Origin of the sequence: Brucella sp. IR068 (assembly GCF_049065885.1) — a bacterium.
Taxonomy (GTDB): domain Bacteria; phylum Pseudomonadota; class Alphaproteobacteria; order Rhizobiales; family Rhizobiaceae; genus Brucella; species Brucella intermedia.
The window spans coordinates 162,355-177,522 of record NZ_JBAKHE010000001.1 but is presented as its reverse complement, the minus strand read 5'-3'; the positions used below and the strand labels follow the sequence as shown (position 1 = coordinate 177,522).

Sequence of the window (15,168 nt, the reverse complement as noted above, 5' to 3'; positions counted from 1 at the left end):
TACTCCTCCTCCCAAAAACCGGACCCAAAGCGCGATACTCCTCCTCCCAATCGCGCTTTATAGATTCGCCCACTGCACACTCCTCCTCCCAGTGCAGTGGGCGTTCTCATTTCTGGAAGTCTTCTCCCTTTTGAAATCGAGTTGAATCCAACGGCCTCCGGCTGTTTCTGTAGTTTTAAGGGTTTGCGGCTAGTTTTTGCGCATGACGCATGGGGGTGGGGTTTCATGTTCTTCGGCAAGAGCTTCAAAATTGCACGAGCGCCATTGCTGAGCGCGCCGATGTTCTGGCTGGCTTTCACGCTCATACTGCTGGTCGTTCTCTTGTCATTCCGGCTCAATGTCCCTATCGGCCCGATGTACTGGGACAGCTACATCTATTTCGATGCGGCCCAGCGCATAAGGACGGGCCAGGTTCCCAATGTGGACTTCTCCACACCGGTCGGACCGCTTGGCTATTATCTTTTTGCATGGGGACAATCCCTGTTTCCGAAAGCGCAACCGCTGTTGCTCGTTCAGTGGTCCATATTGATCGTCGCAGCGCCGCTAATGTTCGGAGTGCTGGCTGAGCTTCACCCTCGGAATCGAACAACCGGATTTCTTATCCTTGTCCCATTTCTGGTATTCGCCATCTTTCCCGCCAATACACAGAGCTTTTATCCATATCCCGGCCTGGATGGTTTCGGTATTTATAACCGCCACACGTCGCTTCTGCTTTACGTGCTCATGTGCGGGCTGATGTTCATGCGGGATAGTGCGAAGCTTGCGCTCTTTTGCGCAGCGACGATGTCCGCCCTGCTCCTGATGAAAATAACCGGTTTTCTAGCAGGCGGGCTGTTCGGACTCACAGCACTTCTGGCTGGCAGAATTTCGATTCGCCATGTCCTTCTCGCAGCGGCCGTTGCTTCTGCGGCGCTGTCTGTTCTTGAGTTGCATAACGGAATCATCGGCGCATATGTTCGCGATATCGCTACATTGGTGGCGCTGAATGAAGGGGCTCTGCTTCCGCGGTTCCTGACCGTCATATCGTTGAAGCTCGACGTCATTCTACCAGCTTCAATCCTTGTTCTGTTGCTTTTCTGGAACGAGCAGCGCCAGTCCGGTGCTCAGGCCTCCAGCGAACAACCCCACTTCTTCGACCGGAGCTCCGTGTGGCTCGCTGTCGGGCTGATCGGCAGCGTCTTCCTTGAAACCCAGAACACCGGGAGCCAGGAGTTTATTTTTCTTTGGCCTGTTCTGATCATGATCTTTCGGCGAGTGCAGCTTCGCAGTCAGAACTTCAAGATCGCTTTCCTGACACTGGCCGCTTTCTGTTCCATTCCGACTTTCGCCAAGGTTGCGCACACGACCTTGCGGGCCGTCGCTGTAGCGCCAACTTATGTCCAGCCCTCTTTGCCGGAGTTGAAGAATCTGGGTCAGGTGCTGACACGGCCCGATTTCCTGCAGCGGGCAGAGCTTTTCCAATCCCATTATCCGCAGAACAACGCGGCGTATGAAGCACTGGCCAAACAGGGACAACTACCCAGTTGGCAGCTTTACTCGGAAATCGATTTCCAGGTTTTCTGGCTCCTGTCTGCAAACCAGATGGTGACGGACCTGAAATCCTTCGAAACCCGCACCAACATTCGCCTGCAAAGCATCATGACGCTTGATTTCGTCAACCCGTTCGCCTGGATTTTGGACCGTGATGCTACGCGACATATCCAGATCGGCGCCGATCCGTTCCGCACGGTCCCGGTTCTGTCCGAAGAAACGAAAGCCGCCGTGGAAGCAACGGACGGCGTAATGCGCCCGAAATGCCCGACAACGACCAATCGCCTTGCCTTGCAGAAGATATACCTCGAGGCGCTACAGGATCGCACAGTTATCGCTTTGAACCCCTGTTGGGATTTGCTGCTTCGCCCCGGTCTTCTTCCGTAATCGGCCCTTACTTGATCTGAGCCTTGATGAAATCCCGCACAATCCGGATGATCCCGCGTGAAAGCACCTCATCCAGCGCCTGGATGAACGCATCCACATGCTCGCGCCCGCAAATCAGTGGCGGCTCAAGACGAATGACATTTCGATTGTATTCGGTAAAGGCAACCAGAACCCCATGATCGCGCAGCAGATGGCTGCCGATGAAGCCGGGGAGCGAGCCTTTGAGCTTCTCATCCAGCATCCCCAGAACCGGCCGCAACACAGCCGGCATGGTCTGGGAAAAATCATGGAACTCCAGTCCCACCATCATCCCCTGCCCGCGCACATCTTTCAGAAGAGCTGGATAACGGCTCTGCAACTCACGCAGCCTTTCCAGAAGATAATCCCCGACATCGGCAGCGTTATCGATCAGATGTTCATCGTAGAGAACATTCAAGGCTTCGATTGACGTGATGCAGGCTTCGCCAATCCCGCCGAAGGTCGCCATTGCATGGATCATCGCAGTCTTCGGCGTGCCATAGGCTTTCATATAGATGCCACGGCGGGCGATCATCGCGGCCATAGCCGTCTTTCCCCCGCCCAGCGATTTCGCCAGCGCAGTGACGTCCGGTATGACGCCATAATGCTCGAAAGCATAGAATTTCCCGGTCCTGCCCAATCCGCACTGCACTTCATCGGCAACCCAGATCACACCATGCTGGTCACAAAGGCGACGCAGCTTCTGCCAGAACTCTGCGTCCGCCTGAATGATACCGCCGCCGCCCTGCACCGTCTCCAGCACGATCACCCCGATTTCCGGGTCCGAACGAAACGCGTTTTCAACGGCAGCAATGTCACCGAAGGGAACCCGTACAGTGTTGTCGACAAGCTTGAATTCGCCGCGATAAAGCCCGCCATCCGTGACGGACAGAACGCCCTTGGTCTTCCCGTGAAATGAGTTTTCCGCATAGACGATTTTCGGCTTTTCCGGACCGGCGGCGCGCTCGGCAACCTTGATCGCCGCTTCCATCGCCTCGGAACCGGAGGACCCCAGAAACACCATGTCCAGATCGCCTGGCGAGCAGGCCGCAATGTCATAAGCAAGAGCAGTCGCATATTGCGACATGAAGGCGATCGCGATCTCGTGGCGCATCTCTTCCTCAAATTGGCGACGTGCTTCGAGAATACGCGGATGGTTGTGACCAAAAGCAAGCGACCCGAAGCCGCCGAAGAAATCGAGAATCGGGCGCCCGTCCTGATCGTAATAATACATGCCTTCTGCTCGTTCGATCTTCACCTTGTGAAAGCCGAGCAGCTTCATGAAATGAAGCTGGCCCGGATTAAGGTGGGTCGTGAACAGCTCGGTCATGCGTGGCAGATCGAGCGCTTTCGCCTCGCTTACGGTCAGCAGATTCGGCTTTGGCGTTGCGTTGGTCCTGGTCATTTTTTGCCCCTATGCCGTTTCAGAAGCCTGTACACCCGAGGATGCCGCGCCGATTTTCCTGCGATATTCGCTATAGGCTGCGATCAACATGTCCTCGTCCCGATATTGCGGCACCCAGCCAAGCTCGCGCTCGCCCTTTGAAACATCCAGAACACACATTTCATCGGCGATGAGATATTGCTCCGGGTCCATGATCGGCATGTTCATCCAGTCGAGCAGATCCAGTGTCCGCTTTACTGCCCAGGCGGGCGTCGGCAACAGAATGGATTTCGATCCTGCATGACGGATGAGATCACCGAGTAGTTTGCGGACGGGAGGCGGGTTGAGTGATCCGAGATTGTAGGCCTCGTTGGGGATACCCGCTTTGAAAGCGGCGCGTGCCGCCTCCGCACAATCGAACACCGAAACGAACTGGTACGGGTTTCTGCCCGAGCCGATCATCGGCACCGGCAGATTTTTATCTATCAGCTTGAACAGCTTTTCCAGAATGCCGAGACGGCCGGGACCGATGATAAGGCGAGGACGGAACAGGGATATATGCATTCCACGTTCGCGCCATTCAGCGGCGAGTTCTTCGGTTCTCAACTTGGAAAGCCCATACTCGCCGAGCGGCTTGCATGGATGGTCTTCCTTCTGCGGCCAGACATAAGTGTGGCCATACACCATGTCGGTGGTGAAGTGGATCAGCTTGCTCGCACCGGCAACATCCATTGCCTTGATGATGTTCTCCGTCCCGTAATAATTGACGGGAAAGAAGAAATCATGCCGCTTCGCGCGGACCTGTATCGGCGAGAGCATCTTGGCAGAGAGATTGTAGACCACGTCGTCAGCGCGGATACCCAGTCTGCGGATTGCTGCCGGGTCGGTTACATCGGTCGCGAAAAAAACGGCGTCAGCATAATGCGGCAGATCGCTTTTCACGATATCTGCGACAATGACCTCTTGACCGTCGGCGAGCAGTTTGGGCGCGAGATACCGACCGACAAATCCATCTCCACCGAAAATTACGTGTCTCATCATACCGCCCCGTTCAACCTTGCGTCTGCCGGCTCACACCCGTATCCGCCTGCGGTTCGGGCGATTTGCCGCTTTGCGCGATCAACACCGTCCCGATGCAGATGAATGCAATGCCCGCGATCTTGTATGCGCCCAGTTCCTCCTTGAACAAAAGCCAGGCGAACAACGCGACCGCCACATATGCAAGACTGAGGAATGGATAGGCGAAGGAAAGGTCCACCTTCGACAGCACGTAAAGATGCGATGCCATCGAGATCACAAAGGTCAGCAGACCCGCAAAAACCCAGGGGTTGAACACGATCTGGAATATGCGTTGGATCATTGTTTCAGCGGAAAAACTGATCGGGCCGAGCGACAGCATGCCATATTTCAGCATCAACTGCGCGGCAGCGTTGGTCATGACTGTGAACAGGATGAAGGGAATATATTTCATCACGTTTCCTAAACTGCCGCACCGGACGTCAATGCCGTGCGGCGCCAGAAATTGGAATTGAATGCCTTGTCGCGAAAAACCTCGAAGTCGCGCCAGCCTGGAAAGCTTGCAGCGAAAACCTCCGCGCTCATCCGCTGGTCCTTGTACGGATTGACCCGGCCCCCGACGCCCACGACCATCTGGTCCAGACTATCCAACAATTCCAGCGTCTTGCCGCCCCGATTGGGAAAATCCATTGTCAGCGTATATCCAGGCATCGGAAAGGACATGAGACCGGGAGACTTCACCGACCCGAAACGCTTGAGTACCGTCAGGAACGAGACCTGCCCGGCCGCGCGGCTTGCTTCCAGCATTGCGGGAATGACCTTTCGCGCCGCATCGAACGGAACGACGCTTTGATGCTGATAAAGCCCCCTTGGGCCATAAAGCCGGTTCCAGTTTCTGATGCTGTCGAGCGGATAGAAAAAATTTCGATATGGCACCCTGTGTGCCGTTCTGAGCCGTCCCTTGCGCCGAAAATAGGCCGCGTTGAACAATGACAGGCTTGTCCTGTTCAGTACGGAGAACGGCAGTTCAAAAGGCACGCCAAACCGCCCCATTCTCGATGGCTGCGGGCCGCTGGCCTTCCTCACATGATTGCCGACCATCAGCAGGCCCCGCCCATCGGAAAGCTGATCGACCCAGGCAACGGCATATTCATTCTCCCGGTCCGCAACCTCTGCCATATCGAAATATGCATCGAGGCTACCGAATGGCAGGATCTTTTCCTCAATATCGAGGCCGCCCACCCGCATGAGCCGGATCGTTGCACGCAGAATCAATCCGGTCAGCCCCATTCCACCGATCGTGGCCCGGAACAGGTCGATGTTTTCGGCGTCGGAACATTTGTAACGAACACCGTCCGAGCGAAGCAGATCCAGCCCGTCGACGTGACACCCGAACGTTCCCCGCAGATGGTGGTTCTTGCCATGCACGTCATTGGCGATGGCCCCGCCCAATGTGACGAACTGGGTGCCGGGCGTGACGGGCAGGAAATAACCATGCGGCGCGACATGCGCGATGATATCGCTCAGAAGCGTACCGCTTTCAGCCGACAGCAATCCCGTATCGGGATCGAATTGGAGTATCCTCCTTCGGGCCTGCATGGGCGCGAGGAAGCCTGCATCGTTGTGACAGCTGTCACCATAGGAACGACCATTTCCAAACGGCAGCAGGCTCGCACCTTCGTGCAAGGCACCGGCGAAATCGGCCTCCAGCAGATCCAGCGGTAGAAAGCGCCGCTGCCGCCGGTCAACACGCCCGAAACTGTCGAAAGACTGTTCCATCAGCGCAGTCCAGCCACAAGTAGCAGTGCAGCGCCAAACGCGATCACGACCTGACTGCGCCAGTCCTTGGCCATGAAGAGAACCGGATCGTCATCCATGTCCCCCCGGTGCGCCAATATCCATATGCGGACGTTCATGTAGAGGACCATCGGGCCGAGCGGCCATATCAGCCAGGGATAGGTGTAGAGGGTCTTGACCGCATCGCTGTTGATATAAAGGGCCAGAACCAGTGCCGCGGTAAATGCGGCGGCAACCCCGCACTGACCGACGATATCGCGGTCTTCAGGGCGGTAGCCTCGCCCGGCAATCTTGTCCTTTTCCGTCGCCATCGCGCCTTGCAATTCCACATAGCGCTTCGCCAATGCCAGCGAAAGGAAGAAAAACATGGCAAAGGCCATCAGCCAAAAAGACGGCGGAACTTGGGAGGCAGCCGACCCACCCAAAAGACGCAAGCTGTAAAGCCCCGCGAGACAAATCACGTCGCCCAGCAACATGCGCTTCAGGGCAAATGTATAGGCGGTAGTGAAAACCAGATAAGTGACGATCGCAAGTGTGAAAGCGGGCGGCAGGAAGAAACAGACGGCGGCCGTCAACAGCAGCAGCAGAGCCGCGACACCGAGGCCGAAAGGAATGGATATCTGGCCGCTCGCGAAGGGCCGCTGATTTTTTCGCACGTGTCTCCGGTCGACCGGAAGGTCGATAATATCGTTGACGATATAGATTGCAGACGCCGTCGCAGAGAAAGCGACGAATGCCAGACAAACCGCAATGAACACGTCGGGCTTCACTATATCATGAGCCAGAGCAGCAGGAACAAAGACCAGCAGGTTCTTCAGCCATTGATGGACACGCAGCATCCGGGCGTAGGTTCGGATGGTCGGCTTTTCAGCAAGGAAAACCTGGCAGTCCGTTCGTTTCTGGAACTGCGCCGCCGCACGATCAGGCGCGACCAGGATCACCTGTCGGGCCGCATCGAAAACCGGTAGATCGTCGCGATCACTTCCGGCATAATCGAACCTGTGTCGCCCATAGCGCTCCACCAGCAGATCGGCCTTGCTTGCTGCTGAGAGATTCTTCGCTGCAGTTGTCGAATAGACAGCGCTGAAAATACCCAGCTCCGTCGCCACAGCCCGGGCTATCGGTTCAATGGCTGTGGTGATCAGGACCAATATTCGGCCCGATGCATGTTCTCGACGCAGAAAATCCAGAAATTCGGTTCGATAAGGAAGCCGCGAGACATCGAGGGCTACGCGGTCCGCCACCTGTTGCTTGAGATATGCCTTTCCCGAGAACAGCCAGACCGGCAACATGAAGACGAACAGAATGTTCTTCTTCAGAAGAAGAAAAATCCCCTCCCACAGCAGATCGGTCGAAACCAGAGTTCCGTCCAGATCGACTGCAAGCGGCACATCCTTGTTGTTCTGCCCCCGCGTGTCCATTTTTAGCCCTTTACCGCCCGAGCCTCTCTTGTAACGGGACCGCGACAGAAGCCAAATAAAAAATGAACTTTTTCGATGTAGATTGCGCTAAACTCGCCTTTTGAGCGTGGAGCGCCGCGCACCCGCAAGGGCGCACCGCGCTCCCGCTGCAAAACTCGCCCAAGGCCTCGTCAGAAACTCCAGTCCTCATCCTCGGTCGCCACCGCCTTGCCAATGACATAGGACGAGCCGGAACCGGAGAAAAAGTCGTGGTTCTCGTCCGCATTGGGCGAAAGCGCGGACAGGATCGCCGGATTGACCTTGCACGCATCAGCCGGGAACAGTGCCTCATAGCCGAGGTTCATCAGGGCCTTGTTGGCGTTGTAATGCAGGAATTTCTTGACATCTTCCGTCAGTCCCACGCCGTCATAGAGCGCTTCCGTGTAGCGAACTTCGTTGTCGTAGAGCTCCAGAAGAAGTTCGAAGGCAAAATCCTTGATTTCCTGCTTCTGTTCTCCGTTCAAACGTTCCAGCCCGCGTTGGAACTTATAACCGATATAATAGCCATGCACTGCCTCATCGCGGATGATAAGCCGGATGAGATCGGCCGTGTTGGTGAGCTTTGCGCGGCTCGACCAGTACATCGGCAGATAGAAGCCCGAATAGAACAAAAAACTTTCCAGAAAGACGCTGGCAATCTTCTTTTTCAGTGGATCGCCAGCATGATATTGATCGAGAATGAGAACGGACTTGCGCTGTAGAAACTCGTTTTCCTCAGACCAGCGATAGGCATCATCGACATCCGGTGTCAGGCATAGTGTGGAGAAAATCGACGAATAGGACCGCGCATGAACCGCTTCCATGAAGGAGATGTTGGATAGCACCGCTTCTTCATGCGGTGTCACAGCGTCATCCATCAGCTTCACTGCACCAACTGCATTCTGGATCGTGTCGAGAAGCGTCAGCCCGGTGAAGACGCGGATCGTCAGCTGCTTTTCCTCCCGTTTCAGCGTTTCCCATGACTGAATGTCATTGGAAAGCGGCACTTTTTCCGGCAGCCAGAAATTTCCGGTCAGACGGTTCCAGACCTCAAGGTCTTTTTCATCCTCAATCCGGTTCCAGTTGATCGCGCGCACTGCGGCGGGCTTCGGGGTCTTGGTTTTCACTTGGATATTCATTCGTCGTCACCAGGGTCAAAGGGCGCAGGAAACACAGCCCTGCACTTCCGTGCCGGAAAGCGCCATCTGGCGCAGGCGGATGTAGTAGATGGTCTTGATGCCCTTCTTCCATGCGTAGATCTGCGCACGGTTGATGTCGCGGGTGGTTGCGGTATCACGGAAGAACAATGTCAAAGACAGGCCCTGATCGACGTGCTGCGTCGCCGCCGCATAGGTATCGATGATCTTTTCCGGCCCGATCTCATAGGCATCCTGATAATAATCGAGATTGTCATTGGTCATGAAGGCTGCCGGATAATAGACGCGACCGATCTTGCCTTCTTTTCGGATTTCAATCTTCGACACGATCGGATGGATCGATGAGGTCGAATGGTTGATATAGGAGATCGAGCCTGTCGGCGGCACGGCCTGAAGATTCTGGTTATAAAGTCCGCCCTCCATCACCGCTTTCTTCAGGTCACGCCAGTCATCCTGTGTAGGAATGGCAATGCCCGCCTTGTCGAAGATTTCGCGCACCCTTTCGGTCGCCGGTTCCCAAAGCTGCTCGGTATATTTGTCGAAATATTCGCCCGATGCATATTTGGACTTCTCGAACCCTTTGAACGACTTGCCCGCCTCAACCGCAATCAGGTTCGATGCGCGGATCGCGTGATATGTCACGGTATAGAAATAGATATTGGTGAAATCGACGCCCTCCTCCGAGCCATAGTAAATCCGCTCGCGGGCGAGATAACCGTGCAGGTTCATCTGACCGAGGCCGATGGCATGGCTTTCATCATTGCCGCGGGCGACCGACGGCACGGAGCCGATATGGCTCATATCGGAAACGGCAGTCAGGGACCGGATGGAGGTCTCGATGGTCTTGCCGAAATCGGACGAGTCCATTGCTGCTGCAATGTTGAGCGAACCGAGATTGCACGAAATATCCTTGCCGAGATAATCATAGGACAGGTCTTCGCGGAAAACGCTCGCCTCGCTCACCTGAAGGATTTCCGAGCATAGATTGCTCATGGTGATGCGCCCGTCGATCGGGTTGGCGCGGTTCACCGTGTCCTCGAACATGATATAGGGATAACCGGATTCAAACTGGATTTCCGCCAGCACCTGAAAGAACTCGCGGGCATTGATCTTCTTCTTGGCAATGCGTGCATCATCGACCATTTCACGGTATTTTTCGCTGACCGAAATCTCGGTCAGCGGCATGCCGTAAACCCGCTCCACATCATAGGGCGAGAAGAGGTACATATCCTCGTTATTCTTCGCCAGTTCGAAGGTGATGTCCGGAATGACGACGCCGAGCGACAGTGTTTTGATGCGGATTTTCTCGTCGGCATTTTCGCGCTTCGTATCGAGAAACCGCATGATGTCCGGGTGATGCGCATGCAGATAAACCGCGCCCGCGCCCTGCCGTGCGCCAAGCTGGTTGGCGTAGGAAAAGGAATCTTCAAGAAGCTTCATCACCGGAATGATGCCGGATGACTGGTTCTGGATCTGCTTGATGGGTGCCCCCGCCTCGCGAATATTGGTAAGGCTCAGGGCCACTCCCCCGCCCCGCTTCGACAATTGCAAAGCCGAATTGATGGAGCGCCCGATGGACTCCATATTGTCCTCGACCCGCAGCAGAAAACAGGAAACGAGCTCACCGCGCTGCTTCTTGCCTGCATTGAGGAAAGTCGGCGTCGCAGGCTGGTAGCGTCCCGAGATAATCTCCTCCATCAGATCGCGTGCGAGTTGCTCATTGCCACGCGCCAGCGCCAGCGCCACCATGCAGACGCGGTCTTCATAGCGCTCCAGATATCGCTTCCCGTCGAATGTTTTCAGCGTGTAGCTGGTGTAATATTTGAACGCGCCGAGAAATGTCGGGAAGCGAAATTTCTTCGCATAGGCTTCGTCGAAAAGATCGCGCACGAAGTTGAAGGAATACTGATCCAGCACTTCCTGCTCATAATAGCCTTCGCTCACCAGATAATCTAGCTTTTCCCGAAGGTTATGGAAAAAGACCGTGTTCTGGTTCACGTGCTGGAGGAAATATTGGCGCGCCGCCTGCCGGTCGCGGTCAAGCTGGATTTTTCCCTCGTCGTCATAAAGATTCAGCATTGCGTTGAGCGCATGATAATCCAGCCCGTCGGTGGATTTTGACGGTTTGCTGCTGGAGCCCGCCGTTTGCAGTCCATCCTGCACCAAGGGCCGAGCTTCTCGCTCCCGTATCAGGGTTGTGTCTGCCGTGTCCAAAATTGTTCCATCCCGTTTTTGACATTGCCAATGTCCTCGTCGGTTCCCAGAAGCTCGAAGCGGTAGAGGTAGGGAACCCGACATTTGGCGGAGATAATGTTGCCGGCGATACAGAAAGCCTCGCCGAAATTGCTGTTTCCCGCGGCGATCACGCCGCGGATGAAAGAGCGATTGCTCTCGTCGTTGAGAAAGCGGATCACAGGCTTGGGGACAGCGCCCTTGGAACCGCCGCCGCCATATGTGGGCGTGACGAGCACAAAGGGCTCGCGCACCTGCAATCCGCCTGAACCGTCCATCGGGATACGGTTTGACCGCATTCCAAGCCGTTCAACGAACCGGTGCGTATTTTCCGACCGGCTGGAGAAATAGACGATCAGGCTCATGTGACCACAGGCCTCAGGCTAGAGAGCTGATCATATCGGGCCGGAAGCCCGCCCAATGGGATTCGCCTGCCACAACCACCGGCACCTGGCGGTAGCCCATGCCCTTCACGAGATCGAAGGCGTCCGCATCGGCAGAAATATCGATGACTTCATATTCGATGCCCTGACGATCGAGGGCGCGCGTGGTGGCGGTGCACTGGACGCAGGCGGGCTTGCTGTAAACGGTGACGTTCATTTTTTTCTCGCTGGTTAGAGCGCATCCCGAAAAGTGGGAACCCGTTTCGGATGAGATGCGCGACAAGACAAACAGACAGAGCATTTCCAACGGTTCATGAAAAAACAGGGAATGCCCTGGAAGGACGCAAAAAGCCGTTCGCGCATCGCGAAATGCGCGTTGAAAGGCACATGACAGGGGAAAGGCCAGCCGCACCAACAAGCAGCCTGACCGCACAAACTATCCCTGGAAGGGAGGACCGGAACTGAAACTGAATAGACTGAACATGGACTTCACCCCGAAGCTAAATCCCAGCAAAAGTGCAAAGCGGTTTTGCCGGGGAATGCGTAAAAACAAAGCGGGAAGTTCGAGGCAGCAACCGGCAAGGCAAAGCTTGCCATACAAGATTGCGCGCCAACCGGACACCCCGCCCGTGGACGTACTCGTTCAAGGCAGGTCTCCTGGCTCACGGATCAACATTCTGCCCGCCTTCCCAGCCTGAGCCAGTGACGTGATGGACAGAACTCTCCGCTTACAGTTGCGGGGGCAGCTCCGGCATTGTCGCATCCATCATGGATGAAACGCACCGGATTCCCGTCTTAGCTTTCGATCCGACGAATCGAAAGAACCTAGAACACTATATATAGTAGTCGAAGTTAAAAACTCGTCAACGGATAGTTGGTGACAAGGCATGAAAATTAGCGGGGTCGTTCGAGCGCGCCCCTCAATAGCGGGCATTGTCGCTGCCTATTTAGCGGGCGTGATCGGTTTCGGCCTGAATTCCGGCTTGATAGCCTTGAGCGCCATGCGGTCCACCAGAGCGGGAGCTATAAGCTTCAACCACCGCCCCAGCCGCATCTGCCTGGTCATCAACACTTCGCGTTTGCGCGCCTGGACACCCGCCAGCATCAGCCGCACGGCTTCCTCGACCGGCATCATGTCATCCTCGCGCACGCCGCTCGTTCCAAGAGCGGCACCGCTTGCGCCATAGCCTACTTTGCGAATGTCGGTTTTGACGACACCCGGATAGACGATTGTCACGGAAATGCCGCTGGGGGTCAGTTCGGCGCGAAGCGCCTCGCAGAAGCCTGAGAGGGCGAACTTCGTTCCGCTATAGGCCGTACGCCCCGGCACGCCGATGAATCCGGCCACGGATGAGACAGCGACGATCCGCCCCCTGCTGGCAGCGAGATATGGAAGTGCGGCATGGATAGGCCAGACGCTGCCCCAATAGTTCAACTCCATCAGGTCATGCATCCAATCGAGATCATCCGGCTTGATTTCGGCGAAATTGGCATGGGCCGACATGCCCGCATTCACGATCAGCGTATCGATGCGGCCATAGGCGGAAACCGCCTTGTCGATCAGGGCGATGCAGGCAGCGCGATCCTTAACGTCGGTGGGTATCACAAGGGCCGAGCTGCCCAGTTGCCGCAATTCGGCGGCAAGCCTCTCCAGCTTGTCCACATTGCGCGCAGCGAGCACCAGAGCAGCACTGGCACGGTCGCGCTGGGCGATCTGCCGCGCGGTTTCAGCGCCGATACCATCCGATGCTCCCGTTATGATCGTCACGTCCATGCCAGGCCCTCCCCTGCCTATCGATCCGACGACAGGCAAGGTACAGGCAGGGCAATCAGTGCGTCCAGTGGTTTAGACCTTGCGCGATAGAATTGCAGCGAGAGCGAGACCGCCGATCAGCGATATGTGCTCCAGCGCCACCGTCATATCCCGGAAAGCTTCTTCTCCTTCCTTCGCCCAGAACGGGTGGGCAACGGGAATGGTCAGGATCGTAAAGACGGCAAGCGCGCCACAAGCCAGCCAGGTTCCGCGATTGAAGATGATCATCAGCGATCCGCCAATCTGCAAAAGCAGAGTTGCGCTGTTGAACAGCCAGCCCGGATGAAGACCAAAGCTTTCCATTTCCGCAGCATTGGCGCCGAAGTCGAAGAGCTTGGCCAGCCCACTCGACCAGAAAACGAAGGTAAGGACCACCCGCGCCAGCAAAAGGCTGGCACGGGAATCGAGGATGTTGGCGATGAAACGCGGCATCGGTCAGCCCTTTCCGCCCGTGATACGGATAACCTTGAATGCGACTGCCACGGCAATTGCTGGCGCGAGCGCGAATATCACCGACAGCCAGAGCGAGGCATTTGCCGCGCCCTCCACACCTCCCGGCACGGCAATACCGGCAAAATTGGCAACCATCCCCGCGCACGCCGTTCCGAAGGCTATGGCGAAGAGCTGTACGGTCGTCATTCCACCCGCTGCGAGATCCTGCTCGGTCAGGGGAGCGCTCTGATAGACGCGGGTAACGAGGCTGGGCCAGGCAAGGCCAATCCCGAAACCGATCAGGATGAGCCCAAGGCAGACGGGCGCGAGCAGCGACCAGTTGCCGTTGCCATGGATCGGGAGAAATATGGCGAGCAGGACAAGACCGGCAAGCGCGAGAACGGGTCCGGCAACGACAAGCCTGTCGCCCCCCTTCTCCTGCCATCTGGAACTGAGGAAGGATGCCACCGTCCAGCCGATTGCCATAAGTGCCGCCAGATATCCTGCCCAGAGCGGAGACTGGCCATGCAGGTGCTGCAGCAGATAAGGCACGTATATTTCGGGCTGCATGCTGAGCATCAGAAGCGCGATCGTAAGGTAAAGAGCGCCGAGCGGTGTCGACAGGCTGAACGAGCGGCGCGGCAGGAGACGTGCCTTGGCGTCGCGGTCCACGACTGCGATGATGGCGATCATGAATATCGCAGCACCCAGACCGACGATCTTCCATAGCGTTTCCTCTGACAGGCTCCCCGCTGAAACCGCAAGGACAGCGCCGGTGAGGAGGATGAGTTGAAGAACCGGAATGGAAACGCGCTCGTTTCTATCCCAGCTCGAGCGTGGCAAAGTCGCGAATGCCACCACAGCGAAAAGACCCGATACCGGCAGCAAGGACCAGAAAGCAGCGCGCCATGCGCCATATTCGGCAAAGATGCCGCCAATCGCCGGACCGATGAGCGTCGCCACGCCGAACATAGCGGAAATAAGACCGATGGCCCGGCCCCACAGGCGCTCCGGTAACACGACACGGGTGAGACCATAGGCGAGCGCGTAAAGAAATCCGCCGCCGAGGCCTTGCACGCTCCGCCCCGCCAGCATGACCGGCATGTTGATGGCCAGAGATGAGATCAGTGTGCCGGCTGCGAACAGCAGGGTCGCCACGACATAGGCGCCTCTTGGACCGGCACTTTTCAGCAGCCGCGCGGTGAGTGCAGCCCCCAGAATGGAGGCAACGACGAACAAGGTCGTCGCCCAGGCATAGAAATCCATGCCGCCAATGTCCTGCACCACGCTCGGCATGACTGTAGTCGCGATATACATATTGACCGCATGGAGAGTGACACCTCCGGCCAAAGCCAGGGCATAGAGGCCATTTTTACCGCTTAGAAGCTCCCCCCAGCCAGCAGGCGCATGTCCCGCAATTCCCGCTGGTGTTGTTTCTTCGATCGAACTTTGCACTGTCGGCCTCCGTGAACTGAATTGTTGCCGACAGGTTTATAGGACCTCAACTTTGGTTGAGGTCAATAGGCTATTTCCACTGGAAACGAAGGCTTTTGACTGTTGCAAAATGTGGCATGGAACG

General features: G+C 56.4%; 13 protein-coding genes and 1 riboswitch. Of the genes, 1 reads left to right on the top strand and 12 read right to left on the bottom strand.

All coding sequences use genetic code 11. The features are described 5' to 3' along the window. Window positions 1–225 precede the first annotated feature (225 nt). A complete protein-coding gene (locus ACOWVS_RS00810) occupies window positions 226–1,917 on the top strand; it encodes a hypothetical protein (RefSeq protein WP_006472479.1) in 1,692 nt (563 codons plus the stop codon). Between the two features lie 7 nt (window positions 1,918–1,924). On the opposite strand, the gene ACOWVS_RS00805 is transcribed toward ACOWVS_RS00810, so the two are convergent. The 12 genes from ACOWVS_RS00805 to ACOWVS_RS00750 all read right to left on the bottom strand — a co-directional run bounded on the left by ACOWVS_RS00805 (window position 1,925) and on the right by ACOWVS_RS00750 (window position 15,044). Further along, window positions 1,925–3,340, bottom strand: a complete 1,416-nt coding sequence (locus ACOWVS_RS00805; RefSeq protein ID WP_006468444.1) for an aspartate aminotransferase family protein — start codon at window positions 3,338–3,340, stop codon at window positions 1,925–1,927. A gap of 9 nt (window positions 3,341–3,349) precedes the next feature. Continuing rightward, window positions 3,350–4,357 (bottom strand): NAD-dependent epimerase/dehydratase family protein, encoded by a 1,008-nt coding sequence (locus ACOWVS_RS00800; protein WP_006472476.1) that lies wholly within the window; start codon window positions 4,355–4,357, stop codon window positions 3,350–3,352. Between the two features lie 13 nt (window positions 4,358–4,370). Next, window positions 4,371–4,790, bottom strand: coding sequence for an EamA family transporter (locus ACOWVS_RS00795; RefSeq protein ID WP_006472475.1), 420 nt, complete (start codon window positions 4,788–4,790; stop codon window positions 4,371–4,373). Between the two features lie 8 nt (window positions 4,791–4,798). Further along, window positions 4,799–6,115 carry an FAD-binding oxidoreductase gene (locus ACOWVS_RS00790; protein ID WP_006472474.1) on the bottom strand — a complete coding sequence of 439 codons (1,317 nt, stop codon included), beginning with the start codon at window positions 6,113–6,115 and terminating at the stop codon, window positions 4,799–4,801. Further along, entirely contained in the window at window positions 6,115–7,554 is a 1,440-nt protein-coding gene (locus tag ACOWVS_RS00785) for a UbiA family prenyltransferase (RefSeq protein WP_006468440.1), read from the bottom strand. The genes ACOWVS_RS00790 and ACOWVS_RS00785 overlap by 1 nt, the downstream gene beginning before the upstream one ends. Window positions 7,555–7,724: 170 nt before the next feature. After that, the gene (nrdF, locus tag ACOWVS_RS00780) at window positions 7,725–8,711 is read right to left on the bottom strand and encodes a class 1b ribonucleoside-diphosphate reductase subunit beta (protein WP_006468439.1); all 987 of its coding nucleotides are present in this window, start codon (window positions 8,709–8,711) and stop codon (window positions 7,725–7,727) included. Window positions 8,712–8,726: 15 nt separating this feature from the next. Next, window positions 8,727–10,943, bottom strand: coding sequence for a class 1b ribonucleoside-diphosphate reductase subunit alpha (gene nrdE / locus ACOWVS_RS00775; RefSeq protein WP_036565605.1), 2,217 nt, complete (start codon window positions 10,941–10,943; stop codon window positions 8,727–8,729). Further along, window positions 10,919–11,326, bottom strand: a complete 408-nt coding sequence (gene nrdI / locus ACOWVS_RS00770) for a class Ib ribonucleoside-diphosphate reductase assembly flavoprotein NrdI (protein ID WP_075041574.1) — start codon at window positions 11,324–11,326, stop codon at window positions 10,919–10,921. The genes nrdE and nrdI overlap by 25 nt, the downstream gene beginning before the upstream one ends. 13 nt (window positions 11,327–11,339) lie before the next feature. Next, window positions 11,340–11,561 carry a glutaredoxin-like protein NrdH gene (gene nrdH / locus ACOWVS_RS00765; RefSeq protein ID WP_006472472.1) on the bottom strand — a complete coding sequence of 74 codons (222 nt, stop codon included), beginning with the start codon at window positions 11,559–11,561 and terminating at the stop codon, window positions 11,340–11,342. A gap of 412 nt (window positions 11,562–11,973) precedes the next feature. After that, a riboswitch (cobalamin riboswitch) is annotated at window positions 11,974–12,188 on the bottom strand. Window positions 12,189–12,287: 99 nt separating this feature from the next. After that, a complete protein-coding gene (locus ACOWVS_RS00760; RefSeq protein WP_006472471.1) occupies window positions 12,288–13,118 on the bottom strand; it encodes an SDR family oxidoreductase in 831 nt (276 codons plus the stop codon). A gap of 72 nt (window positions 13,119–13,190) precedes the next feature. Continuing rightward, window positions 13,191–13,589 carry a DoxX family protein gene (locus tag ACOWVS_RS00755; protein WP_006468433.1) on the bottom strand — a complete coding sequence of 133 codons (399 nt, stop codon included), beginning with the start codon at window positions 13,587–13,589 and terminating at the stop codon, window positions 13,191–13,193. A 3-nt stretch (window positions 13,590–13,592) separates the two neighbouring features. After that, the gene (locus ACOWVS_RS00750) at window positions 13,593–15,044 is read right to left on the bottom strand and encodes an MFS transporter (protein ID WP_006468432.1); all 1,452 of its coding nucleotides are present in this window, start codon (window positions 15,042–15,044) and stop codon (window positions 13,593–13,595) included. Between the last annotated feature and the right edge of the window lie 124 nt (window positions 15,045–15,168).

Bases quoted from the DNA above. Each gene is read 5' to 3' on its own strand.
- nrdF (WP_006468439.1), bottom strand. From the start codon at position 8,711: ATGAATATCCAAGTGAAAACCAAGACCCCGAAGCCCGCCGCAGTGCGC.
- ACOWVS_RS00805 (WP_006468444.1), bottom strand. From the start codon at position 3,340: ATGACCAGGACCAACGCAACGCCAAAGCCGAATCTGCTGACCGTAAGC.
- ACOWVS_RS00810 (WP_006472479.1), top strand. From the start codon at position 226: ATGTTCTTCGGCAAGAGCTTCAAAATTGCACGAGCGCCATTGCTGAGC.
- ACOWVS_RS00785 (WP_006468440.1), bottom strand. From the start codon at position 7,554: ATGGACACGCGGGGGCAGAACAACAAGGATGTGCCGCTTGCAGTCGAT.
- ACOWVS_RS00800 (WP_006472476.1), bottom strand. From the start codon at position 4,357: ATGAGACACGTAATTTTCGGTGGAGATGGATTTGTCGGTCGGTATCTC.
- ACOWVS_RS00760 (WP_006472471.1), bottom strand. From the start codon at position 13,118: ATGGACGTGACGATCATAACGGGAGCATCGGATGGTATCGGCGCTGAA.
- nrdI (WP_075041574.1), bottom strand. From the start codon at position 11,326: ATGAGCCTGATCGTCTATTTCTCCAGCCGGTCGGAAAATACGCACCGG.
- ACOWVS_RS00790 (WP_006472474.1), bottom strand. From the start codon at position 6,115: ATGGAACAGTCTTTCGACAGTTTCGGGCGTGTTGACCGGCGGCAGCGG.
- nrdH (WP_006472472.1), bottom strand. From the start codon at position 11,561: ATGAACGTCACCGTTTACAGCAAGCCCGCCTGCGTCCAGTGCACCGCC.
- ACOWVS_RS00755 (WP_006468433.1), bottom strand. From the start codon at position 13,589: ATGCCGCGTTTCATCGCCAACATCCTCGATTCCCGTGCCAGCCTTTTG.
- ACOWVS_RS00795 (WP_006472475.1), bottom strand. From the start codon at position 4,790: ATGAAATATATTCCCTTCATCCTGTTCACAGTCATGACCAACGCTGCC.